Origin of the sequence: Paraburkholderia dilworthii, from assembly GCF_000472525.1 — a bacterium.
Lineage (GTDB): Bacteria > Pseudomonadota > Gammaproteobacteria > Burkholderiales > Burkholderiaceae > Paraburkholderia > Paraburkholderia dilworthii.
In genome coordinates, this window is sequence record NZ_AWZT01000033.1 from 21,618 (window position 1) to 43,239 (window position 21,622).

16 protein-coding genes and 2 pseudogenes are annotated in these 21,622 nt (G+C 62.6%); 8 read left to right on the plus strand and 10 right to left on the minus strand.

What is annotated here, in order from left to right:
- The first annotated feature begins 20 nt into the window (after positions 1 to 20).
- The 5 genes and pseudogenes from F759_RS0124370 to F759_RS38445 all read left to right on the plus strand — a co-directional run.
- Positions 21 to 2,036: a hydantoinase B/oxoprolinase family protein gene (locus tag F759_RS0124370; RefSeq protein ID WP_027802167.1), complete on the plus strand. Its 2,016-nt coding sequence runs from the start codon at positions 21 to 23 to the stop codon at positions 2,034 to 2,036.
- Between the two features lie 217 nt (positions 2,037 to 2,253).
- Positions 2,254 to 3,825, plus strand: coding sequence for an ABC transporter substrate-binding protein (locus tag F759_RS0124375; protein WP_027802168.1), 1,572 nt, complete (start codon positions 2,254 to 2,256; stop codon positions 3,823 to 3,825).
- 97 nt (positions 3,826 to 3,922) lie between these two features.
- Complete coding sequence (locus tag F759_RS0124380) at positions 3,923 to 5,200, plus strand: NAD(P)/FAD-dependent oxidoreductase (protein WP_027802169.1); 1,278 nt, start codon at positions 3,923 to 3,925, stop codon at positions 5,198 to 5,200.
- Positions 5,201 to 5,282: 82 nt separating this feature from the next.
- The gene (locus F759_RS0124385; protein WP_027802170.1) at positions 5,283 to 5,684 is read left to right on the plus strand and encodes a hypothetical protein; all 402 of its coding nucleotides are present in this window, start codon (positions 5,283 to 5,285) and stop codon (positions 5,682 to 5,684) included.
- A 57-nt stretch (positions 5,685 to 5,741) separates the two neighbouring features.
- Positions 5,742 to 6,374 (plus strand): annotated as a pseudogene (locus F759_RS38445) (MFS transporter); the annotation flags it as partial.
- Between the two features lie 31 nt (positions 6,375 to 6,405).
- Here the strand turns inward: F759_RS38445 and F759_RS0124395 are convergent.
- From F759_RS0124395 to F759_RS0124420, 6 genes are all read right to left on the minus strand, one after another.
- The gene (locus F759_RS0124395; RefSeq protein WP_027802171.1) at positions 6,406 to 6,594 is read right to left on the minus strand and encodes a hypothetical protein; all 189 of its coding nucleotides are present in this window, start codon (positions 6,592 to 6,594) and stop codon (positions 6,406 to 6,408) included.
- An 824-nt stretch (positions 6,595 to 7,418) separates the two neighbouring features.
- Positions 7,419 to 8,144, minus strand: coding sequence for an aspartate/glutamate racemase family protein (locus F759_RS0124400; protein WP_027802172.1), 726 nt, complete (start codon positions 8,142 to 8,144; stop codon positions 7,419 to 7,421).
- Positions 8,141 to 9,358, minus strand: a complete 1,218-nt coding sequence (locus F759_RS0124405; protein ID WP_027802173.1) for a DUF917 domain-containing protein — start codon at positions 9,356 to 9,358, stop codon at positions 8,141 to 8,143. Before F759_RS0124405 ends, F759_RS0124400 begins: the two co-directional genes overlap by 4 nt.
- Positions 9,348 to 11,666 (minus strand): sigma-54-dependent Fis family transcriptional regulator, encoded by a 2,319-nt coding sequence (locus F759_RS0124410; RefSeq protein WP_027802174.1) that lies wholly within the window; start codon positions 11,664 to 11,666, stop codon positions 9,348 to 9,350. The genes F759_RS0124405 and F759_RS0124410 overlap by 11 nt, the downstream gene beginning before the upstream one ends.
- Before the next feature lie 619 nt (positions 11,667 to 12,285).
- Positions 12,286 to 12,669: an RcnB family protein gene (locus F759_RS0124415; RefSeq protein WP_027802175.1), complete on the minus strand. Its 384-nt coding sequence runs from the start codon at positions 12,667 to 12,669 to the stop codon at positions 12,286 to 12,288.
- Positions 12,670 to 12,954: 285 nt separating this feature from the next.
- Positions 12,955 to 13,203 (minus strand): hypothetical protein, encoded by a 249-nt coding sequence (locus tag F759_RS0124420; protein WP_027802176.1) that lies wholly within the window; start codon positions 13,201 to 13,203, stop codon positions 12,955 to 12,957.
- A gap of 287 nt (positions 13,204 to 13,490) precedes the next feature.
- Between F759_RS0124420 and F759_RS45050 the strand changes: the two are divergent.
- Positions 13,491 to 13,681 (plus strand): annotated as a pseudogene (locus F759_RS45050) (DUF4382 domain-containing protein); the annotation flags it as partial.
- 81 nt (positions 13,682 to 13,762) lie between these two features.
- On the opposite strand, the gene F759_RS0124425 reads toward F759_RS45050, so the two are convergent.
- Positions 13,763 to 15,343, minus strand: a complete 1,581-nt coding sequence (locus F759_RS0124425) for an ABC transporter substrate-binding protein (RefSeq protein WP_027802177.1) — start codon at positions 15,341 to 15,343, stop codon at positions 13,763 to 13,765.
- A gap of 63 nt (positions 15,344 to 15,406) precedes the next feature.
- Positions 15,407 to 17,464: an oxidoreductase gene (locus F759_RS0124430; RefSeq protein WP_027802178.1), complete on the minus strand. Its 2,058-nt coding sequence runs from the start codon at positions 17,462 to 17,464 to the stop codon at positions 15,407 to 15,409.
- Positions 17,465 to 17,562: 98 nt separating this feature from the next.
- Here F759_RS0124430 and F759_RS0124435 point away from each other — a divergent pair, with 98 nt between their 5' ends.
- Complete coding sequence (locus tag F759_RS0124435) at positions 17,563 to 18,510, plus strand: LysR substrate-binding domain-containing protein (RefSeq protein WP_027802179.1); 948 nt, start codon at positions 17,563 to 17,565, stop codon at positions 18,508 to 18,510.
- 83 nt (positions 18,511 to 18,593) lie between these two features.
- On the opposite strand, the gene F759_RS0124440 is transcribed toward F759_RS0124435, so the two are convergent.
- Positions 18,594 to 19,322 (minus strand): YrzE family protein, encoded by a 729-nt coding sequence (locus F759_RS0124440; protein ID WP_027802180.1) that lies wholly within the window; start codon positions 19,320 to 19,322, stop codon positions 18,594 to 18,596.
- A 105-nt stretch (positions 19,323 to 19,427) separates the two neighbouring features.
- Positions 19,428 to 20,333 (minus strand): LysR substrate-binding domain-containing protein, encoded by a 906-nt coding sequence (locus F759_RS0124445; RefSeq protein WP_027802181.1) that lies wholly within the window; start codon positions 20,331 to 20,333, stop codon positions 19,428 to 19,430.
- Positions 20,334 to 20,491: 158 nt separating this feature from the next.
- On the opposite strand from F759_RS0124445, the gene F759_RS0124450 reads away from it, so the two are divergent.
- Positions 20,492 to 21,520, plus strand: a complete 1,029-nt coding sequence (locus F759_RS0124450; protein ID WP_027802182.1) for a DUF1338 domain-containing protein — start codon at positions 20,492 to 20,494, stop codon at positions 21,518 to 21,520.
- Positions 21,521 to 21,622: the final 102 nt, after the last annotated feature.

The following is a 21,622-nucleotide window of genomic DNA, read 5'->3' on the forward strand; positions in this document are numbered from 1 at the left end:
GCCGACCCTGGAAACGCACCATGACATTCGATAAATCAGTCCTTCAGATCTTCGCGAACTATTGCGTCGCCGCCGCCGAAAGCATGGCTTACACGCTCGTTCGAACCGCGCATTCCGCGTTCGTGAAAGAGACGGAGGATTTCTCCTGCACGCTGATGAACACTCGCGGCCTGACTTTCGCGTCGCCGAAAACGCTCGGCGCGACGTGGTATCCAGGGCTCGATTTTGGGGCGGTGATCGACATGATCGAGCACTACGAACCCGGCGACATCTGCATGACGAACGACGCGTATAGCGGCTACGTCGCCACCCACACGCCGGACGTGATGATGTGGAAGCCGGTGTTCTTCGGCGGAGAGATTGTGTGCTATGTCGGCGGGCATATTCACAACACGGACATGGGTGGCGCGGTGCCGGCATCACTATCGCGCACGCTCACCGAAATCTATCAGGAAGGCATTCGTTTCGCGCCGACCAAAATAGTTCGCGCGGGCGTACTCGACGAAGCGTTGCTCGAACACATGGCGATCAACGTGCGCGCGGCCGAGCAGAATCGCGGCGACCTCAAGGCGCAAATCGCGATGCTGATGACCGGCGAGAGACGTGTGCTGGAAATCATCGAGCGCTTCGGCATCGACCAGTTTCGCGCGGGCATGGACGCATTGCTCGACTATTCGGAGGAGCAGGCACGCACGATTGTGCGAAGCATGCCGGAAGGCGAATATTTTTTCGCCGAATATGCTGACGAAGATTCGGTCAACGGCAAGCCGCTGCGCGTCGCGCTAACGCTCACGGTGAAGGACGGCTCGCTCGTGTTCGACTTCACGGGCAGCGATCCGCAGTTGAACTCGTCGCTGAATATGCCGACGGGCGGCAAGGAGCGCCATGTGCTCGCGCTCGTCGGCCTGAACTATGTCCTATATTCGCTGAATCCCGATTTGCTGCTCAACGCCGGCATGCTGAAAGTAGCCCGCTGCATCATGCCCGAAGGCACGATCATGAATTGCGTGCCGCCGGCCGCCGTCGGTATGCGCAGCCTGACCGCAAAGGTCGCGCAGTACGTGACGTTCGGCGCGTTCTCGATGGTATGCCCGGACCGCTTGCCGGCGTGTCCTGCTGGCGGCATGTCGATTCTCAACGTAAAGACTGTCGACCGTAACGGCCGCACAGTAATTGCGTCGATTGGACCTGTGGGCGGCGGCGCGGGCGGCATGGCGTCCGCCGATGGCTCGGACGCGTCGGGTGCGAATGTCGCGTTCCTGCGCAATACGCCGGTCGAAATCAACGAAGCGGAAGTGCCGATCCGCATCACACGGTATGGCGTCGTGCCGGGCAGCGCCGGCGCCGGCAAATATCGCGGCGGACTCGGGACCGTGATGGAGTTTCGTGTGTTCTCGCCGGGCACGCTCGTGACGGCGCGCAATCGCGACCGCTCGCGCTTTGCCTCGTGGGGCGTATTAGGCGGCAAGGCGGGTGCCGTGTCGCGGTTTACCCGCAACCCAGGTACTGACAGCGAAGAAGATCTCGGCGTGACCGACCTCGTGATGTGCGGCCCCGGCGACGTGATCCGTCTCGAAGGATGCGGCGGCGGTGGCTACGGTTATCCTTACGAACGCGATACGCAGAAAGTGTTGGAGGACGTGCGGCGCGGCTATCTGTCCGTCGATCAGGCGCGCGATCTGTATGGCGTGGTGCTGGCCGACGGCATGTTGGATGCGGACTCCACCGTGCGCTTGCGTGAAGCCGCGAGAAGCGCCGGGCAGCAGCGGCCAGCACGTCACTTCGACTATGGCGCACAGCGCAACGCATACGAAGCGAAGTGGACCCGCGAGCGCTATGACGTTCTGACCGGCATTCTCGCTCGTGCGCCGGTCGTATGGCGGCATTTCCTCAAGCACAAAATTTTCGATGCGCTCGACGCAAGAGAAGCGGCCGGCACCTTGGCGCCGGGGCCGCAGGTGATCGCGCAACTGTATGACGAAGTGCTGCAACGCTATCCGCAGTTGCTCGAAACCAAGGCGTCGGCGAGCGCCTGACGCATGATGTCTGCGGCAGGTCGTCGGCGCAAAACGGCCGACCATGCAAATTGCCGCGTTGGCGGCGCAAGAACAGTCTGTTTATGCCGTCTGCTTTTTTTTGTCGGCGCTTTACGCGTTTTGTGCCGGCATACGATGCTGCTAACGAGACCTCGACACGCTTCTCGCCGCGTACACAACGTTGCCTGGATCATTTACATCTGCGGAGCCCATGAACATGAACGACGAAACGAATAACCGCGGCATCAGCCGCCGCGACATGATGCGCATGTTGGCCGGGACCGGCATGATGGTCGCGGGCGGCGGACTGCTGACCGCCGCCCCCGGCGCACTCGCCGCTGAAGTACCGAAGAAGGGCGGCAGCATTCGTGTCGCTTATGACGCGGGTTCCGTATCGGATACGCTCGATCCCGCCGCGGGTTCGACCGGCAGCGACTATATCCGCTTCTTCATGTTTTACAGCGGCCTGACACAGCTCGACGAAAGCCTGACGCCGCGCATGAACATCGCCGAATCCGTGTCGAGTACGGATGCGAAAACGTGGATCATCAAGTTGCGCCAGGGCGTAACCTTTCACGACGGCAAGCCGCTCGCGCCCGCCGACGTGGTCTATTCGCTGATGCGTCACAAGAATCCTCAAACGGCCTCGCGCGTGAAGACACTCGCCGATCAGTTCGCAAGCGTGACGGCGAGCGGGCCGAACGAAGTGACGTTGACGCTGCAAGTGCCGAACGCCGACTTGCCGGTGATCCTGGCAACGCCGCAACTGGTGATCGTCAAGGACGGCACGACCAACTTCAACTCGGCGACCGGCACGGGCCCCTACAAGCTGAAGAGCTTCAGGCCGGGCGCGGGCACAATCGGCGTGCGCAACGACAACTACTGGAAGCCGGGGCAGCCATATTTGGATCAGATCGAGTTGATCAGTATCAGCGACAACGCGGCTCGTGTGAGCGCGCTGCTCGCCGGCGACGTTCATCTGATCAACTCGGTTGACCCGCGCTCGACGCGCCGTATAGCGTCGACGCCGGGCTACGAAGTGAAGGAAACCAAGTCGGGTCTCTATACGGACCTGATCATGCGTCGTGACAACACGCTCACCGGCAACCTCGATTTTGTGAAAGGCATGAAATACATGTTCGATCGCGAGCAGATTCGCTCCGCGGTCTTTCTCGGCTATGCGGTGATCGGCAACGACCAGCCGATTCCGCCGGGTCATCGGTACTTCAACGCTTCGTTGCCGCAACGCAAGTTCGACCTCGACAAGGCGAAGTTTTACATGCAGAAGGCCGGCGCGGTAGGCACCACCTTGCCGCCGATCTACGCCACGACCGACGCGAACGGCTCCGTTGAAATGGCACAACTGATTCAGCAAACGGCCGCGAAGATCGGCGTGAACCTGAGCGTGAACCGTGTGCCCGGCGACGGCTACTGGTCGAATCACTGGATGAAGCATCCGCTCGGGTTCGGTAGCATCAACCCGCGGCCGAGCGCGGATGTGCTGTTCACGCAGTTCTTCAAATCCGACGCGCCGTGGAACGAGTCGGGGTGGAAGGACCCGAAGTTCGATCAGTTGCTGCTGAGCGCTCGCGCCGAGACCGACGACGCGAAACGCAAGCAGATGTACGGCGAAATGCAGTCGCTGGTCACGGACGAAGGCGGCATCGGCATTCCGTCGTTTATCAGTCTGCTCGATGCGAACGACAAGCGCCTGAAAGGGCTCGGCTCGATTCCGACCGGCGCGATGATGGGCTTTTCATTCGCCGAATATGCGTGGTGGTCGGCCTGACAGCAGGCTGTCGCCGCAGTGATAGTTCCGAGGACCGGCTCGCGCGAGGGCCTCGCTGCCGAGTCGGTCTGCGTCGTAGCATTCAATCGAAAATTCAATGAAGCTAGATTCGTACTGGCTGGACACGGCCCCGGAATTCAAGGACGGCGCCGACGGTCCCGTGGAGGGCCACAGCGATGTCGTCGTGATCGGAGGCGGCTTTACGGGTTTATCAGCCGCGCTCGAACTTGCCACGCTCGGCACTTCGGTGACTGTGCTCGAGGCGGGGCGGATTGCGGGCCAAGCGTCGGGGCGAAATGGAGGGCAGTGCAATACCGGCGTCGCGCAGGACTTTGCTTCGCTCGCGGCGAGCGTCGGGCTCGAACAGGCGCGCGGGTTTTATCGTGCGTACGAAAGCGCGGTGAAGACGGTGGAATCGATAGTGACGCAGCATCGGATCGACTGCGATTTCGCACATTGCGGGAAGCTCAAACTCGCGGCGAAGCCGCAGCACTTCGAAAAGCTCGCGCGAACTTATGAGGTGCTGCACCGCGAAGTCGATCAGGATATCGAACTGATCGAGCCGTCACGCATGCGCAGCGAAGTGGGTTCGGATCGTTTTTATGGCGGACTGCTGCAACGCAATGGCGCGCAGATGCACATGGGCAAGTTCGGCGTGGGGCTTGCGCAGGCTGCGACGCGTCATGGGGCCCGCATCTTCGAGAATGCCGCCGTGACTCAGATCAAGCGCCTGGACGGCGGCCGTTTCGAGATCACGTCGGCACGCGGGGCCGTTGTGGCCGACAAGGTGCTGGTGGCGACAGGACCGTCGCGGCAAGGGCCGCTGCAATGGTTCCAACAACGGATGGCACCCGTCGGCAGCTTTATCGTAGTGACCGAGCCGCTTTCCACGGGGCAGCTGGACGCGCTTTTTCCCAAACGGCGCAACTACGTGACCTCGCTGAACATCGGCAACTACTTTCGCGTGACGCCAGATAACCGTCTGCTGTGGGGCGGGAGAGCCCGATTCGCTATGTCGGATCCGCGTTCGGATGCAAAGAGCGGCCACGTGCTGCAAGCCAACCTCGCGAAGTACTTTCCGGAACTGGCTGCGACGAGAATCGATTACTGCTGGGGCGGTCTCGTCGACATTACCGTGGACCGGCTTCCGCGTGCCGGACAGCATGACGGTCTGTACTATTCGATGGGCTACAGCGGGCACGGCGTGCAAATGTCCACGCATATGGGCCGGGTAATGGCGAGCGTGATGTCAGGCTCCGCCGATGCGAACCCGTGGCGCGCGCTGCCCTGGCCGGCTGTGCCGGCGCATGCCGCGCGCCGCTGGATGCTGCCGCTCGTTGGCGCTTACTATCGGATCCAGGACATTCTGCATTGACATCGCGCGGGCTCATCGCGAGCCGATCGGACAAGGTGCCTTTACAATTCAGCACTTCGATCCGACAAACGTGAAATGCGCGATGAGATACCACTTTGCATTGATTCTTGCTGCGACCGCCGCAGCGAGTACTGCCGCGAACGCTCAGACGTCCGCGAACGGCGAGACCGCTGCGCTTCAGTGTGCGATTGGAAAAGTGACCGGTGTTGGCGGATCGGAGCAGAGCGTCCGCGAATATCTTGCGACGCCTGACAGGGACAAATACCGCTACCTCGCGGACAACCCGATTCAATGCCACGTTTCCGACGAGGGCCGCGCGTCCGCGTGTACGGGCATCACCACTCTCAGGCGCGAACAGGTTAGCGTGTACGATCAGATCGACAGTTCGATGATCGCCGTGGTTGCGCGCGTGGAACTCGATCACGGCACGTACCCTGTGCTTATCGCCGTGCCGAGGAAGGACGTGCAGTGTCAGGAGCAGTGAGCCGACTCTACTGGCAGGTTCTGCTGCCGCAATCCATATGACAAACGGAAACCGCAGATGCAACCCGGATCCCAAATCGGTGCGCTTGGGAGCATTCCACGGAGCGTCTGGGTACTCGGCTGTGTGAGCCTTTTCATGGACATCTCGTCGGAGATCGTCCACAGCCTGCTGCCGATGTTCCTGATGATGAACCTCGGCGCGAGCGCGGCGACCATCGGCCTCATCGAAGGCGTTGCCGAAGCGACTGCCCCGATAGTCAAGGTGTTCTCCGGCGCGCTCAGCGACTACCTCGGAAACCGGAAGTGGTTGGCGGTGACCGGCTATGCGTTGGGTGCGTTGAGCAAGCCGCTCTTCGCGATTGCGCCGAGCGTCGGTGTGGTGGCGAGCGCGTGCGTCATCGACAGGATCGGCAAAGGAATCCGCGGCGCACCGCGCGACGCGCTCGTTGCCGACATCACGCCTGTCCACCTCCGAGGCGCCGCGTTCGGCTTGCGTCAGTCGCTCGATACCATCGGCGCGGTGTTGGGCCCGCTGTTCGCGGTGATCATCATGTCCGTGTGGGCGGACAACTTCCGGCTTGCGTTCTGGCTTGCCGTCATACCTGGCTTGCTAGCCGTCGCGCTGTTGACCTTCGGCATCCGCGAGCCGGCGCGCGAAGCGGGCGCGAAACGCGTCAATCCGGTACGACGCGCTGAAGATCGACAGTTTCCGAAGGCCAGGCCTATCCGTTGAGTTCTGCCACGAGGCGCGACAGGCGGGCGATGCGATTACGGTACATCGGTGCTTGCGGCGACTCTTTCAGATGTTCGAGGCGGTCGCGCCAATAGGTCGGCGGAAAAGGCTTTTGCGACGCCCACGCGATCACGCGCTCCAGGTGAACCAGCTCGTTTTCGAAGATGTGGTGGTGCATTGTTGAACCCCCCGTAGATGGCCAGTCTGGTCTGCCCGCGGCGTCGCTAACAATCTGACTCCGCGTAGGGCTGCTAAAGCAGCTTATTTTCGCGACTCGTGACGAAAGGGCGAGCCGCCGCTGCTTGTCCCTCACGGGAGGCAACGGCGGCTGGATCAACCCCGCAGCGGATCGTCTGGTACATAGCCAAAGCATTTTCCGCCATGCAGTGCCACGCATCGCGAGCCGCTCCTCTGTGAGAGCATTCGTCGCGATGTTTGGACACAGTCACTGCTACAACAACAGCACAGCCCTCTCTCAAGTCTGCTGCCAACGGCTACGTGCCGTTGGCGTGGATCGGCGCTTCATGTATTCGTTCGGATAACTAACCGGCACTTCGCGATGATGAGTGGCGATTGCTCGATCAGCGGCGTCGGCGGTCCGGTAACGGGCGCAGACAGGCCACGCCATACGTCGACACATTGCAGCGCGATCTCTGTTTGGTCTCTCAGGCTCCCGGTCTTTCGGACAGATTCGTTCGCCGCTTTGCGGCTATCGCGTCTGTATAAGCAATGGTCGTGCCACATTTTGAGATGGCCTGTGCTCGGGCGCATCGGCAAGTGAGGTTCGGCGATGCTGGTCGATCCCGTCCAGGTTGATGGTCTGATGTGGTCGTTTTCGTCCATCTGGTCATGCAGCGTGCGTAGTGGGGCGATTTCGTCCGCAGCGGGACGAAACTGAATAATGCGGCGGGAGGAGCGGGAGGACCGGGAGAGGCGCAGCGGCTGATACGGGAAATCCGGCGCGGCAATGCGCGCCGCGCCGGACGAAAGCTGGACAGGGGACTACGACTGCAAACTGACCTTGCTGTAAGTCAGCCGGCTCGGGCGCACGCGCATACGCAGGAGCGATACCAGAAAGCTGAAACCCGCCTGGTTCGGATCGATCACCGGCACATAGGCGCCGAGTGCTTCGCCGAGCAGGGTTGAGACGCGGCTCGCGACGTCCACGAAACCGGTGCATCCGAGAAGAATGGCTTGAGCGCCGTCGTCCTTGATCGCCTTCAGCGCCGCTTCGAAGGTGCGGACAATGACGACATCGATGTTCTCAAGCTGCGCGACCGGGCAGTCGATCGCGCGGATCGATGCGAACGTGTCCTCGATGCCATAGGTCTGCGGATGACCGCGCTGCATCGCAAGCGTGCTTTGCAGGATCGTGATGATCGAGAAGCGCTGGCTGAGCGCGAGGGCGGTGAACGCCGAAGCCGGAAAGCCGCCGATGATCGGAATGTCGATCACTTCGCGCGCGGCTTCGACGCCGCACATATCGAAGTCCGTCAACCAGATGCCGTCAAAACCGTCTTTCTCGATGGACTGCGCCAGTTCGACCACCGGCATGCCGTTTTGCAGCCAGTTCGTGCGGTTCTCGATATCGGGATGACCTGCGGTGATGTTGCGAATCTCCACCTGCACGTCGGGCGGCACAACCGGCGCAATCGCTTTCATGATGCGGTCGTTGTACTGAGACGTGGCGACGGGCACGAGCACGCAGATGCGAATTGGTGAGTTCAAGATGCGTCTCCCTTGCGTGCGGATTGCAGCGATTCGAGCGGCACGTAAGGGCCGAGGTAGCCAAGCGAGTTCAGCAACTGCATGAAGCTGTCGAGAATGAGGCCCGGTTGGCGTAGTTCGGCTTCGGCGCGCCAGGCGATCAGCGTCACGGGGCGTTTGCCGATTGCCGGATTGAGTGAACCGTCCGCGTTCAGGAGATCGCCGTTGCTGAAGATCGCCTGGCCTTCGCCGCCGACGAAATAAGCGACGCTGTCCGGCGCGAGCACGACCGGCTGCGGACTCGCGCTGTCCCACACGAGCAGCGACTCGTTCTGATACATCACCGTATAGGTGTGCGCTCCGGCCTGAATACGAACCTTGCCGACGTCGAAGCCGCCGCTCGTGTCGACTTCGGCCGAAACCAGTTCCCCCGGCTCGGAGACCGCACGCGCGGCAAGCCCGCAACGTTCGACAAGGTAGCCGGTCATCTGGCGCGCGCTGCTGATCTGCGCTGCCTGCATCGCACGCCCGAGATCCAGCGCGCGTGTCAGCGTGCCGCGAATCGGCGTTGCGCGGCCGATATCGGCCGGCGTCATCACCCACATTGCGAGTCCGCCGAACTGACCGAATTCGGGAGCGGCGACGACCGGGCGCATCATCTGTTCGACAATCGCCGACACGTCCCGTTGATGTGTCCGCGCGCCCTGGTTGCCGTCGCGCGGCGTCACGTCGAGTTCGACGCACAGACCACCCTGGCTCACGAGGAACGCCGGCCGCGGATCGATCTCGGCGGCAGCGAAGGTGAGCATTGGCAACGAGGGCACGGCGCGGCCAGCGCCGTCGGCGTCGATCACGGCAAGGCCGAGTTTTGCCGCCACCAGCGCGGCCACCGTGAAGCCGAGCGCGCCGCTTTCCGGCGGCATCACGTAGGCGAGTTTCGTGGATTGCGACGCGAGCCGGGCCTGAACCTTCTGCACGGCGGTCACGGGGCCTAGCGGGTAGGTCGCCGAGTTGATCGCTTCAGGCGCGCCGAGATAGGCGACCATGACCGCCGCGCCCTCGGTGGCTTCATCGACGGAGACGACCTTGACCGTGTCCGTCGGGTAGTAGTCGCCGGCGACGAAATGCGCAGCCAGATGACGTGCGGATTCGATCGTGCCGCCCCCGCCGCTGCCAAAGAAAGCCCCGCCGAGCAGCAGCGGTTCCAGGTCTTCCCGGCGTAGGTCAAATGCCATTTACGATTCCTTTTGTGTAGTTGTGGGAAGAAGCCTCTTCCTGGAGTTCGGCAAGCAGATTCGCGGCGCCGGTGACGCGTGCCGTTGCGTCCGGCGGCAACGAACGCAAGCTGCGCTGGAGCGTCTCGATGGCCTCGGCGACGCGGCCTGTCGAGCGCAACAGATCGGCCAGGTAGTGAGCGGCATCGACGCGCGCGGGCACCGAGCCGAACGCGAGCGCCGTCGAGAGCGCCGTGCGCAGACCCAGTTCCGCGGCGTTCACGTCGCCGAGCGCCCACTGCGCGCGTGCCCGCGTGACGAGCAGCTTGCCCAGGTAGACACGCTCCTGACGGGCAAGCGTCTCGTCGATGGCCGTCGCCAGAATCGCCTCGCACGTCTTCGCGCGACCGGCGCGCAGCAGCAATTCACCGTACTGCCACGTCTTGAACGAATAGAACAGCGCACCGCCATTGCAAACGACGTGGTTATCGTAGCCGTCGAGCATCACGGTCTCCGCTTCGTCGGATTGCCCGAGCGCGCTGAGATGACAGGCGCGCAGCACCTGGCCGACTCCGCGATAAAACGCAAAGCCATGTGCGATCGACACCGATTCGAGTTCGCTCGCGAGGCGGCCTAGCCGGTCCACGTCATCGAACAGCGCGGCGAGCCACGCGGCGCCCTGTAAATTGACGACGTGAGCGAGCGCGTGCACGCCCGGCTCGGTCGTGCGCAGGATCAGCATCTCCATTGCGCGGCGTGCCTGTCCGAAGGCGCCGATCTGATACGCGGCGAGTCCTTCGAAAGTCAACGCGAGACTTGCGAGGTCGATGCCTTGTGAGCCGGTGCGGATGTCGTTGCGCGCCACGCCAAGCAGATTGCCGCGCGCGAGACAGGCGAGGGCTTCTTCGCTGTCGCCAAGCCAGAACAGCGTGTTGGTCATCGCGACGTGGGCTTCGTCGAGCGACACGCGGTCGCCGCCGTTCTGCGCGCGCTCCAGCATGTTTTGCGCGGTCGCGCGTGCCTGCTTCAGTTGCAGCGTCGTCAACTGTGTGGTCCAGATGCCGAACTGGATCGCGGCGATTTCGGCGGGCGTGCAGACGCCTTCGCCGATCGCAAGCGCGGCGGCGTAGCAGGCGGTCGCCTCCGCGTACAGCCAGCCGTGCACGCTGCGCAAGCTCATGCCGAGCAGGCGATAGGCGTCGAACTGTAGACGGCGCACGGCTTCCTGCTCGTTCGGCGTTTGCAGCACGTCGATGCAGCGGCGCAGCGGCGGAATGGCTTCGGCGAACTTGGATTCCTCAATCAGCGCGCTTGCATGCTCGAGACACTTGCGCGCTTCGCGATGATGTTCCTCGCGCGATTTGAGGCGCCGTTCGATTGTCTTGCGGCCCACGCCGAGCATCGCGGCGGCGGCGCTCTTGTTGCCGCTCGTGCGTTCGAGCGCGCGGTCGATCAGCAGATCCTCGGCAGCGGTGAGCTTGTCGCGGCCTTCCAGCTGCAACAGCATGTCGGCGAGACTGGCACGCGATACCGGGCCGCTCGTCTCGTTGGCGAGAAACGGCTCGAGCGTGTCCACGTCGATGAGCGGGCTTTCGGCCAGCACGCTCAACTGGCTGATCAGATTGCGCAATTGCCGGATGTGACCGGGCCACGGGTGCTGCGCAAGACGCCGCAACGCGGCCGGCGAAAACTCGAGGCGGCGCGTGTGCTGTGACGCAAAGTGATTGGCGAGCACGGGGATGTCTTCCACGCGCTGTTCGAGCCCGGGCACCGCGAGCACGAAGACCGCGAGCCGGTAGAACAGATCCTCGCGGAACAGTCCCTCGCGCGCGAGTTCGCGCAGGTCGCGGTGAGTTGCGGCAACCACACGTCCGGCAAAGTGCAGACTAGTTGACGATCCGAGCGGGCGGAATGTGCGCGTTTCGAGTACGCGCAGCAGTTTCGGCTGTAACGCGAGCGGCAACTCGCCGATCTCATCGAGCAGCAGCGTGCCCTTGCCGACCTGCTGGAAAAGCCCCAGGCGATTTTCGCCCGCGCCGGTGAACGCGCCTTTGACGTGCCCGAACAGTTCCGCTTCGACGAGATGCTCGGGAATCGCGCCGCAATTGACGTCGACGAATGGTTGATCCTGGCGCTGGCTGTGCGCGTGAACACGACGCGCAACCAGTTCCTTGCCGGAGCCGGTCGGCCCGAAAATGAGCAGCGGATGATCGGTGGGAGCAACCCGATCGATCATCCGGACCAGTTGGCGAAACGCCGGTGCGCCGCCCACGAAGGAGCCGGAATCGGCCTTGTCGTGGGCGAACGGAACGACAGGGGTATAACTCATTACAAAGTACGCTCCACATGATCCGCGTGCAGCGCTACGCGGAAATGGCCGTCGCAGAAACGGCGGTCATGCATCGATCCGGTGTCTGGCGAAACTTCCGATTCCGCTGTCGGAATAGTCCGCCATAAGAAGTGACAGAGTATGACGGCTTGTTGCCGATGTTGTCTTTCGAAATTAACCCTCGCGGCAGTGCGTGTGCGCGCTTCATCGCAGCGCCTTGCGGCTGCTGCTGGAAGGCTTCGCTGCGACTCTGTCCTGGCGACGGCCGCGATGATCGAGCGTGAGAACAACCCACGAAGATGGGCTGACGCAGGAGCGCAGCCGCGCCCGCAGGCTCACGATACGTGATTGATATATCGGCGCCGCGGCAATGATTCTTTAATGTTCGCGGGCGATGGCGCGCGTGTGGCCGTTATGAGCCGAGGGCGTGAGGCAGAACCAGCCCAACTGCCACTTCGATGCAGCTGCGTTGCGCGTCGACGCGCTGGCTTCGATTTGCGTTGACCCGCATCGGGTTGCGGGCGGGCTGTGGACGCGTTGTGGCCGAGCGGACGATGTATCGTCGCCACGCTCGCTGTATGTCATGACCGGACCGATGCAACGGCCCGACAAAGGATGGTTATGGTCCGACTCGCAGAATCATTCCTGTGGAAATCCGCACCATCAGATAGTCTCCGCCGATGCCGATCCACGAATAACCGCGCGGCGGAGGCGCGAGCCGGTAGGCGCGCCAGTCGTCGATCACGTATTGACGGTCGCGGTATTCGCGAGGCAGGCGATCACCCTTGCGCCAATGTCCAGGCGCGTTCGCCGAGTTGCCCGGGCCGTCGGGGCGGTGTCCGGGCGGAGTCGATTTGTGGCCATGACCATTCGATCCCTGGCCGTGATCGCCGCCCTTGCCGGAGTTGCCCGGGTTGCCATGAGGCGGTTGCGCGAGAGCGAGCGACGATGCCAGCATACCCGCGGCCATCATCGACGCGAGAAATATGCGGGATTTCTTCATTAACATCTCCTGTGAAACTAGCAGCTTCAAAGTGGCGGGGCACTGAAACGGAATAGCGCGCTAAATCCGTCAGGTTTGTATGTTAGCGGGCTGCGGTCGTCTGGCGAACAGAAAATCCTGCACGCTGTTGCTCGCATGCACGCCATGATTTTGCGGGCACGCGGATAGCGCAGAGCGCCGCGTCCCGTACGGCCTGCCAGGAATTCACAATCAAAGCGATGCCATGCATCGAAAAGAATGCGTTGAAAAATCCCGGGTGCCGGCTTATTCCGGCACTGCCGCTTATTAGCTGGTGCTCAATGAAACCGGATGAGCGGTGCTATTTGAGGCTTGCGCTTCGAGTTCGTCCAGTTGCAGCAGGAGGACGTCGAGCGAACGCAATTGGGCATTTGTAAGGTGCTGCGAATCGAGCAACTGATGAAGCCGCACGCGCCAGTAGGCGGCTGGCAGGATGGGCCCTGCGAGGTCTCCGGCCATTGATTCGCTCATTACTCGCGCAAGATGCGCGATCTCCAGGTCGATTAGCGTGACCATACCCCACCTCGCAACGTTCGTTCTTGTTGTGTAACCAAGAGCTATCAAACATTAGTCCAAATGCGGCAAATAACCAATTAGTCGATTATTGGCAGGGCCGCAAAAGCCGACGGCGCTGAGTTGCACGAAATCCATACAGCATGATGTGCAAGCGAGTAGCCGAATTCTCTTCCGCCGCGACAGCAAATGTTAAATATGCCTGGTTGTCGCTTGTTGCATTTTGCCTGATTTTCTTAAGGGCCTTTCCATATCGTTCGTCACATGACAATGAAGATAGAGGAAACGCCATGAAAACCACGCTTAAACCACTGACATGCGTGCTGGATTCGCGCTTGTTCTTGCCGCATAGGGCGGCGGCGGTGGCAATGGCGGCAGCACGCCGAGCGGCACGCTGCGTGTTCAGACGACAGACGCCCCGGCGTGCGGATTGGACCACGTTTATGTGCCCGTCAACAAGGTGCGCGTGAGCATGAACGCGCACGGCGCTACAGCGCGACTTCGGCGAACGAACTGTGACGCGCGCCAGAGCCTTGCTGATAGTGTGACTACACGAAGTGGCTCACGCCGCGTCGAGCCACGCAAATTCCGCGAACCGGTAACCCATCAAGCGGCCCGAGGGCGAGCCGGCCAGACCCTTTACGCGACTACTATGCGCGTCGATAAAGTTGATGAACGCCGGAATGATGATGCTGCCTTTCTCGTAGACGATGGTTTGCATGTCGCCGTAAATCTGCTTGCGTCTGGTCTCGTCCTTCTCCTCGCGCGCCTGTAGCAGAAGCTGGTCGAACTGCGGATTCTTCCAGCCCGACTCGTTCCACACAGAATCCGATTTGAAGAATTGCGTGTAGAGCAGATCGAGCGTGGGCCGCGGCAGGATCGAGCCGTAGGTCATTGGGTGCTTCATCCAGTGCGTCGACCAGTAGCCGTCCGCCGGCACACGGCGCACGTCGAGCTTGAGGTCGGTTTGCATCGCGGCCTGCTGCAGCATTAGCGCGGAGTCGAGCGCCGATTCGATCGATGGCGGCACCACCATTTCCGCAGCCGTCCCCGACAATTTGCCTTTCTTGATGAGCGACTTTGCGCGGTCGGGGTCATAGGTCCGCTGCGGCAGTCCAGCGAGGTAATACGGATGCCAGGCCGGCACCGGATGATCGTTGCCGATCGTCGCATAGCCGCGCAGCATCGTCTTCTGAATGCGCTCGCGATCATGCAGCGACTTGATCGCCTGGACGAACTCGGGATTGCTGGTAGGCGTCGCGTCCTGGCGCAGGATCAGATCGGTGTAGAGACCGGACTGACTTTCGAGCACGCCAAAGCCGCCGGCCCGCTTCAGACGATCGACGTCGCGTGCGGGCACCGGTGACACGAGCTGAATGTCGCCTGCGAGGAGCGCATTCAGGCGCGCAGCATCGTCGACGATGCCGACGAGCTGCACCTCGTCGAGATACGGCAAACCCGGCTTCCAGAAATTCGGGTTGCGCGTGCCCACGCATCGGCCGCCTGGCATGAACTCCTTGCAGACGAACGGGCCGGTGCCATTGCCCTTCGAAAAGTCCTTCGTACCCGCCGCGACGATCACGAAATGCGGCACGGCGAGCAATGCGGGCAAATCGACGTTGGGCGCATTCAGCACGATTTCCACCTGCTGCGTTCCGTTTGCCTTGACCGAGTCGAACGCATCGGCAATCGACTTCGCCTTCGATGCCGTGGCCGGCTCTTTGTGGCGCGAGAGTGAGAACACGACATCGTCGGAGGTGAGCGGCTTGCCGTCGTGAAAGTGCACGTTCGGCTTGAGCTTGATGATCCAGCGCTTATGGTCGCTGGTATCGAACGCATCCGCGAGTGCGTTTTGCACCTTGAAGTTGCTGTCGAACTCGGTCAGGCCGCTATAGAAGATGAACATGCGCGAATAGTCGGCGGTATGCGAGGCCTTCGCGGGATCGAGCGAATCCGACTGCGACTGGTTGGCCGTCGCGACTCGCAAGGTGCCGCCCTTACGCGGCGTGGCAGTGTTGCCAGCCGTGGCTGCGCCGGCGAGCGCGGACCACCCCGCGGTTGCGGCGGCGCCCGCTGCGAGAAGCGCCTTCACGGCGCGTCTGCGGTCGAGGTCGGGGCTGTCGGTGTCGAGTGTCGTGGTCATGTTCTTGTCCTGTGTGTTTGAGTCGAGCGGTAAGGTGGCCGCAAAGCCCGCGAGCGGATTTGCCTACATCGCGACGCATAAGCGATACGCGTCGTAAATCGCCGTGTGGATGTCGCGCGACGCTACTGCGTCGCCGATCCGGTAGAGATGGAACTGCGCGTCGCCGTTCGCGGGCTGCCCGAGCGGCTGCGCCGCGCCGCGAGCGAAGGCCGCGAGATCCGTCTGGCCGTCGTTGACCGAGTGCACGCGCGCGGCTTCGAAGAGATCGTCCACGGCGATGGTTCCGCGTTCGACCACCACGTGCTCCGCTTCCATCTCTACGAGATCGCCGGTCAACTGGTGCCTGAAGATCGCGCGCAAAACGCCTGCGTCACCGCGCTGCACTTGCGTGAGCTCGACGTGCGCGCGCACCGGCACCTGCCACTTTTCGAGGTTGCGCATCCATACGAGGTCGTCGCCCCTGCCGCCGGTTTCCTGCGCGGGCAGCGCGTCGAGCAAGGCAAGACGCACGTCGAGTCCCGCCGCCACATAGCGCTCGGCGCATAGATAGGCGTTGTGCCGTCCGGTGCCGTCATACACGAGCACGCGTCCGCCTTTGGGCGGTGTGTCCGACAGTGCGTCGGCGACCGAGCGGCACCATTGCCCGCCCGCGAGTGCGTCCAGATCGGGAATGCCGCCGGTGGCCACGATCACCACGTCGGGACGCTGTTCGAGCACGTCGCCAAGTTCCGCGTACTGGTTGTAGCGGACTTCGACGCCGAGGCGCTCCAGTTCGCCGACCCGCCAGTCGACAATGCCGATCAGGTCCTTGCGCCAGCTTCCCGACGCGGCGAGCAGCACCTGGCCGCCCGCGCGATCGGCGGCCTCCAGCAAGCTCACGCGATGGCCGCGGCTCGCGCAGACGCGCGCCGCTTCCAGTCCTGCCGGTCCTGCGCCGACGACCAGCACCTTGCGCGGCGTCGCGCTCGGTGCAATCTCATGCGGCAGGAAAGTCTCGCGCGCAGTGGCCGGATTGTGGATGCAGGTCGCCTTCGTGTTGCGGCAATACGAGCCGCCCACGCACGGGCGCGCGGCTTCTTCGCGGCCGGTCTCGATGAGCCGCACGAGATGCGGCTCTGCAATGTGTGCGCGCGTCATGCCGACCATGTCGATGAGGCCCTCGCCGATCGCATAACGCGCGGTCGCGAGATCGGCGATCTTGGCGGCGTGAAAGACCGGCAGCCGCACCGCGCGCCGGAACGCGGCGGCCTTCGAGAGCCAGGGCGCCGACGGCATGAACATGCCCGGCATGCTGTTGACGATCAGCGACATCTTCGTGTCCATACGTCCGTAGACCACGTTGAAGAAATCGAACAATTCGCTTTGCTGGAGAATGCGCGCCATTTCCAGGCTTTCCTCGAAACTGCAACCGTCTTCGAGCGCGAAGCGCAGGCCGACCGGATACGCATCGCCGACTTCATTGCGAATCGCTTCGTGCACTTCAATCGCAAAACGGCACCGATTCGTCGCCGAGCCGCCGTAGCGGTCGGTGCGCAGATTCACGGTCGGATCGAGAAACTGTCCGATCAGATGACCGCCCGCATGCGTTTCCAGACCATCGAGCCCGCCTTCCATGCAGCGGCGCGCGGCGCGCCCGAAGTCGCTCACAATGCGTTTGATGTCGTGCTCGCTCATCGCTTGCGGGATCGCGCGATGCAGCGTTTCGCGGCGCGCGGAGGGCGCGAGCATCGGCAGCCACGGTTCGGCGTAAGGGTCGCCGCGTCTGCCCAGATGCGTGATCTGACACATCAGCGCGGCGCCGTGAGCGTGTACGCGTTCCGAGAACCGCTGCAAGTGCGGCACGACTTCGTCGACGCCCATGTTGATCTGCTGAAACGTATTCGGACTGTCGATGCTCACATTCGACGATCCCCCGAACATCGTGAGGCCGATGCCTCCCCGCGCTTTTTCCTCGTGATAGCGTTGATAGACTTCCTGCGGGAATTCGCCTTGAATGAGACGGCTCGCGTGGCTCGTGCTCATCACACGGTTTTTCAGCACGAGATGCTTGATGCTCAAAGGTTGCAGCAGGGGATCGGACGAAGCGGCCGGCCGCGTGTCGTCCGTATTGCGTTGGGTCATGTCGGGGCTCTCTGAATGGGTCTGCCGACAAAAGTAGAGTTGCCCTTAAAGCGCGTCAATTTACATCTTCGTCAACGCGGATTACATGGTGTTAGCCGATGGCACTTCGACTTCCTTCGCTTCAGGCGCTGCACGTTTTTGAAGCCGCCGCGCGGCACCTGAGCTTGACGCGCGCGGCGCTCGAACTCAACGTCACCCCAGTGGCGGTGAGCCGCATGGTCGCGCGTCTCGAGGACGCTCTCGGCTTCAAGCTGTTCGCGCGAACGAAGACCGGGCTTGCGCTGACCGACGAGGGCGCGAAGCTGCATGTCGCGGTGGCCTCGGGCTTCGGTCTCGTGAGCGACACGATCAACGAACTCAAGAGCCAGCAGGAAGAGAGCGAGACGGTCACGCTTTCCATTTCGAGCGGTTTTGCGGCGCAGTGGCTGCTGCCGCGTCACCAGCGCTTTCAGAGCGCCTTTCCTTCGGTCAACCTGCGCCTGCAGGTAATGGCGAGCCGGCTGTACGGTCCGCTCGACGGCGCCGATCTCGGCATTCGCTTGCACAAGCCGGGCTCGGCGGACGACGCGTTGTGCTTCTGTCCTGAGCTGATTCTCGCCGTATGCAGTCCGGACTATCTCACGCAATACGGGCCGCTCGACGCGCCGCGTCACGCGGGCGGCCACACGCTGATTCATCTCGAGCCGACCACGCACACGTGGGCCGACTATTTCGACGTGACGGGTATCGTCAATCGGGCATCGGCGAAGCATGTCAGCTATTCCGATCCGGGGCTGGCGTTGCAAGCCGCGATGCTCGGGCATGGCGTGATGCTCGGCTGGTTGCTTGCGGTCGCCGCGCCGCTCAATTCGGGCACGGTGGTTCCGGCGTCGCAACGGATCGTCGAAACCGGCTGCAACTACGTGCTGGAGTGCCGCACGCGTGAGCCGTCTCGCGTGACGCGAGAGGTGGCGCAGTGGCTCATCGACGAAATGCGCGCCGAGCTGCGAAGGGCGGAACCGGTCCTCGCTTCAGTCGAGAAGGTGCAAAGCCGCGCGCCGGTTTGACCGTTCTGCGTGCGGCGGTCTGCGACGGTATGCAGCGGCAAGCGATCCTGGCCGGGCCGCGTGCCGCATTTCTCAGCCGACGTTCAGGCTCTGCTTCGTGGCGAAACGACGCGATTGTGGCCGGATACGGCGTCGCGGCCGACGGCCGAGCCACCGCTTTCTTCAACCGGCGGTTGATGGCGAAAACCCGCGTTGCCCGACACGATCGCGATAATCGCGCCGACGATCAGCGCCGCGAACGAGAACCAGCTCGCGCGCGCCACGCCGCGCGCGGCGGCGTCAGCTGTTTCGCGCACCTGTTGTCCGGCTTCGGGGCTCGACGCCATCGACGCCGCGGACGCAATCGCCGACTGCATCTGCTGCTTCGCGGTATCGACTACCGAATTGGTCCCGCCCGCCTGGTTAGCGGCAGTCGTGCCTACTTGCGCCCCGACTTGCGCGCCCGTCGCCGCGACGCTGCCCGCCGTGCTCACCGCGCCGGTGATGAGCGAGGTCATCCCGTAGAGGATGAAGAGCGTCATGACCGCCCAGGCCAGCAGGCCGTGCAGCCATCCGAGTACGGGCGCACACCGTCCTGCGTAGTACGAACCGACGAAGACCGCGAGTACCGTCGTCACGATGACCCACACGCCGGAGCCGAAGCCGAAGCCTCGCAGCGGGTCGGGTTTGGACATCGGCGCGAGCAGCGATGCGCCAATTGCCGTGCCGAGCACGCTCATGATCAGATAGACGATCATCGAGAGAATCACGCCCGCGAAAATCGGGCCCCATGACAGCCGAGGCAGGCCGTCTTGTGTCGTGAGAAGTTTCATGGTGTCTCCTGCAGAGAGGGAAGAGGTCGCCTGGTGCCGCGCACGTCGCCCGGCACCAGCGCTTGCGCAAGCGCCATGCCGTGAGCCCGTCCGTGACGGGCCGTATCAGCGCTGGGGCGCGCTATAGGCGGTGGCCTTCTCGAGCAGCCATGTTCTGAATAGTTCGAGCGGTTTGCCGTGGCTCAGCTCCGTGGGGTAGACCAGGTAGTAGGCGGATTCTTCGACTGCGGTGGCCGCGAACGGAATGACGAGACCGAGCTGCGGGAGCCGTTCGTCGACGAAAAACTTTGGAACCAGGGCGACGCCGAGCCCAGCCGCGGCGGCACTGATCAGCATCGAGTGCAGTTCGTACCGCACGCCTTGCATCGTCGCGTTATCTTCGACGCCGAGATTAGCGAACCAGCGCGACCAGGCATCCGGGCGCGTCGTCGAATGTAGAAGCGGGTACTTCAGCAGTTCGTGTGCTTTCCTGATCGGCTTTGCAAGCAGTGACGGCGCGCAGACCGGCACCACTTCCTCGCCGAACAGATAGTCCGATGACGTGCCCGGCCATGTCGGCTTGCCATAGTGGATGGCGGCTTCGAAATGCGACTCTTCGAACGGGAACAGGTCCGTGCGAACGCCCATGTTGATTCGAACGTCCGGGTTGCGGTCGTTGAAGTCCTTCATTCGCGGAATCAGCCATTGCGACGCGAACGTCGGCAGCACCGCGAGTTCGAGGTAGCCGCCGCCGCTGCCGTGCGCGATGATCGACAGCGTGTCGCGATCGAGATTCTCCAGCGCGCGGCGCACCTGCGTGCCATACAGGCGCCCGGCGCGAGTGAGCATCACACGCTGCTTCGAGCGAACGAAAAGGCGCACGCCAAGATTCGATTCGAGCGTCGCGATCTGCCGCGAGATCGCACTCTCCGTGAGAAACAGTTCCTTCGCAGCATGCGTGAAGCTTTCATGTCGCGCTGCGGCTTCGAAGGCGAGCAAAGCGCTCGTGCCGGGAACCTTGAACTTGCGCATGTTAATTCCAAAAATTCATCAAGTGGCAATTTAATCTCGCTTTACGCAGTGCGCAACAATTTGAATAATGCGATTCCCGTAAGCTTGGCTATCCCTTTGCGGTACGCCGTCAGATGAACACCTTCCCGCTGCGGCGGTGCGCCCCGAGAGAAAAGCAAATGCGCAATTCGAACGTTGAACGCCTGTTACTGAAACTGCTGGGCCCCGCTAAAACAGACTCGCTTTTTACGACCTTGAGATTCCCCGCCGCGCTCGCGGACTGCGAAGACGGTACCGTGACGCGCGCCGAACTCGCGCAGGCGATGAACATGGCGTTGTTCGAAGATCTGCTGGAGCGTTCGCCGAATGGGCGCGCCTATACGAGCGAAGCAATCGCGAACGGCGGCTCCGTCCATTTCGATCACGGCGCGTTGCGCACCGTGCGTTGGGAAAGCAATGGTGCGCTGCCGCCTGGCGAGGCGGCGTTCACTCGCATCCTTCGTCCGCTCGGTTTCAGGCTGAACGGCCGCTATCCGCTCGACAAGCTGGGCATGACCGGGCGCGCGTATGCGCATGAAGACGCGCCGGATGAGATCGCGCAGTTTTTCGTGAGTGAGCTGCATCCCGAGCGCTTCTCCAGTGAATTCCGGCAGGCAGTCACCAATGTGGTGAGCTCGTCGAAAGATCCGTTGACGCCGCTCGCTGTCGCGCAACTCTGGGAACTGGAGCGCGAAGGCTCGCTTTCTATCGACGCGGCTCATACTCTGCTACCGGTCATTGTCGGCGCATTCGCGCGCCAGCATGATGTACCCGGTGAGGCGGATTACGAAGTGCTGTTGCGCGAATCCGCGGAAATGGCGTGGATCGCAACGGAGGGCAACGCATTCAATCACGCAACGGATCGCGTCGAAGATGTCTTCACGCTGTCCGATGAAGAGAAGGGCAAGGGGCGGCCCATGAAGCCCGACGTCGAACGCTCGCGCTCGGGCCGCGTGTTCCAGACCGCATATCGCGCCGATACGGTCGAGCGTCAGTTCAGGTCCGCCGGCGGCAAAGTCGTTACGCGCAAGGTGCCGGGCTCGTTCTACGAGTTCATTACACGCAAGCGCACATTCGATCGGGCATCGCGCAGCTGGGTGACCGATCTACGCTTCGACGCCGGCAACGCGCAGGGCATTTTCAAAATGACTGGGAACGCGGCGCAGTAAACGAGTGCCGGGCCGGTCAGGCTGCGAAGGGGCATTTCCGATCAGAAATAACGCTTGCTCACCACAGCGGGCCGCATCAAGCGGTTCGTATTGCCGCCAAAA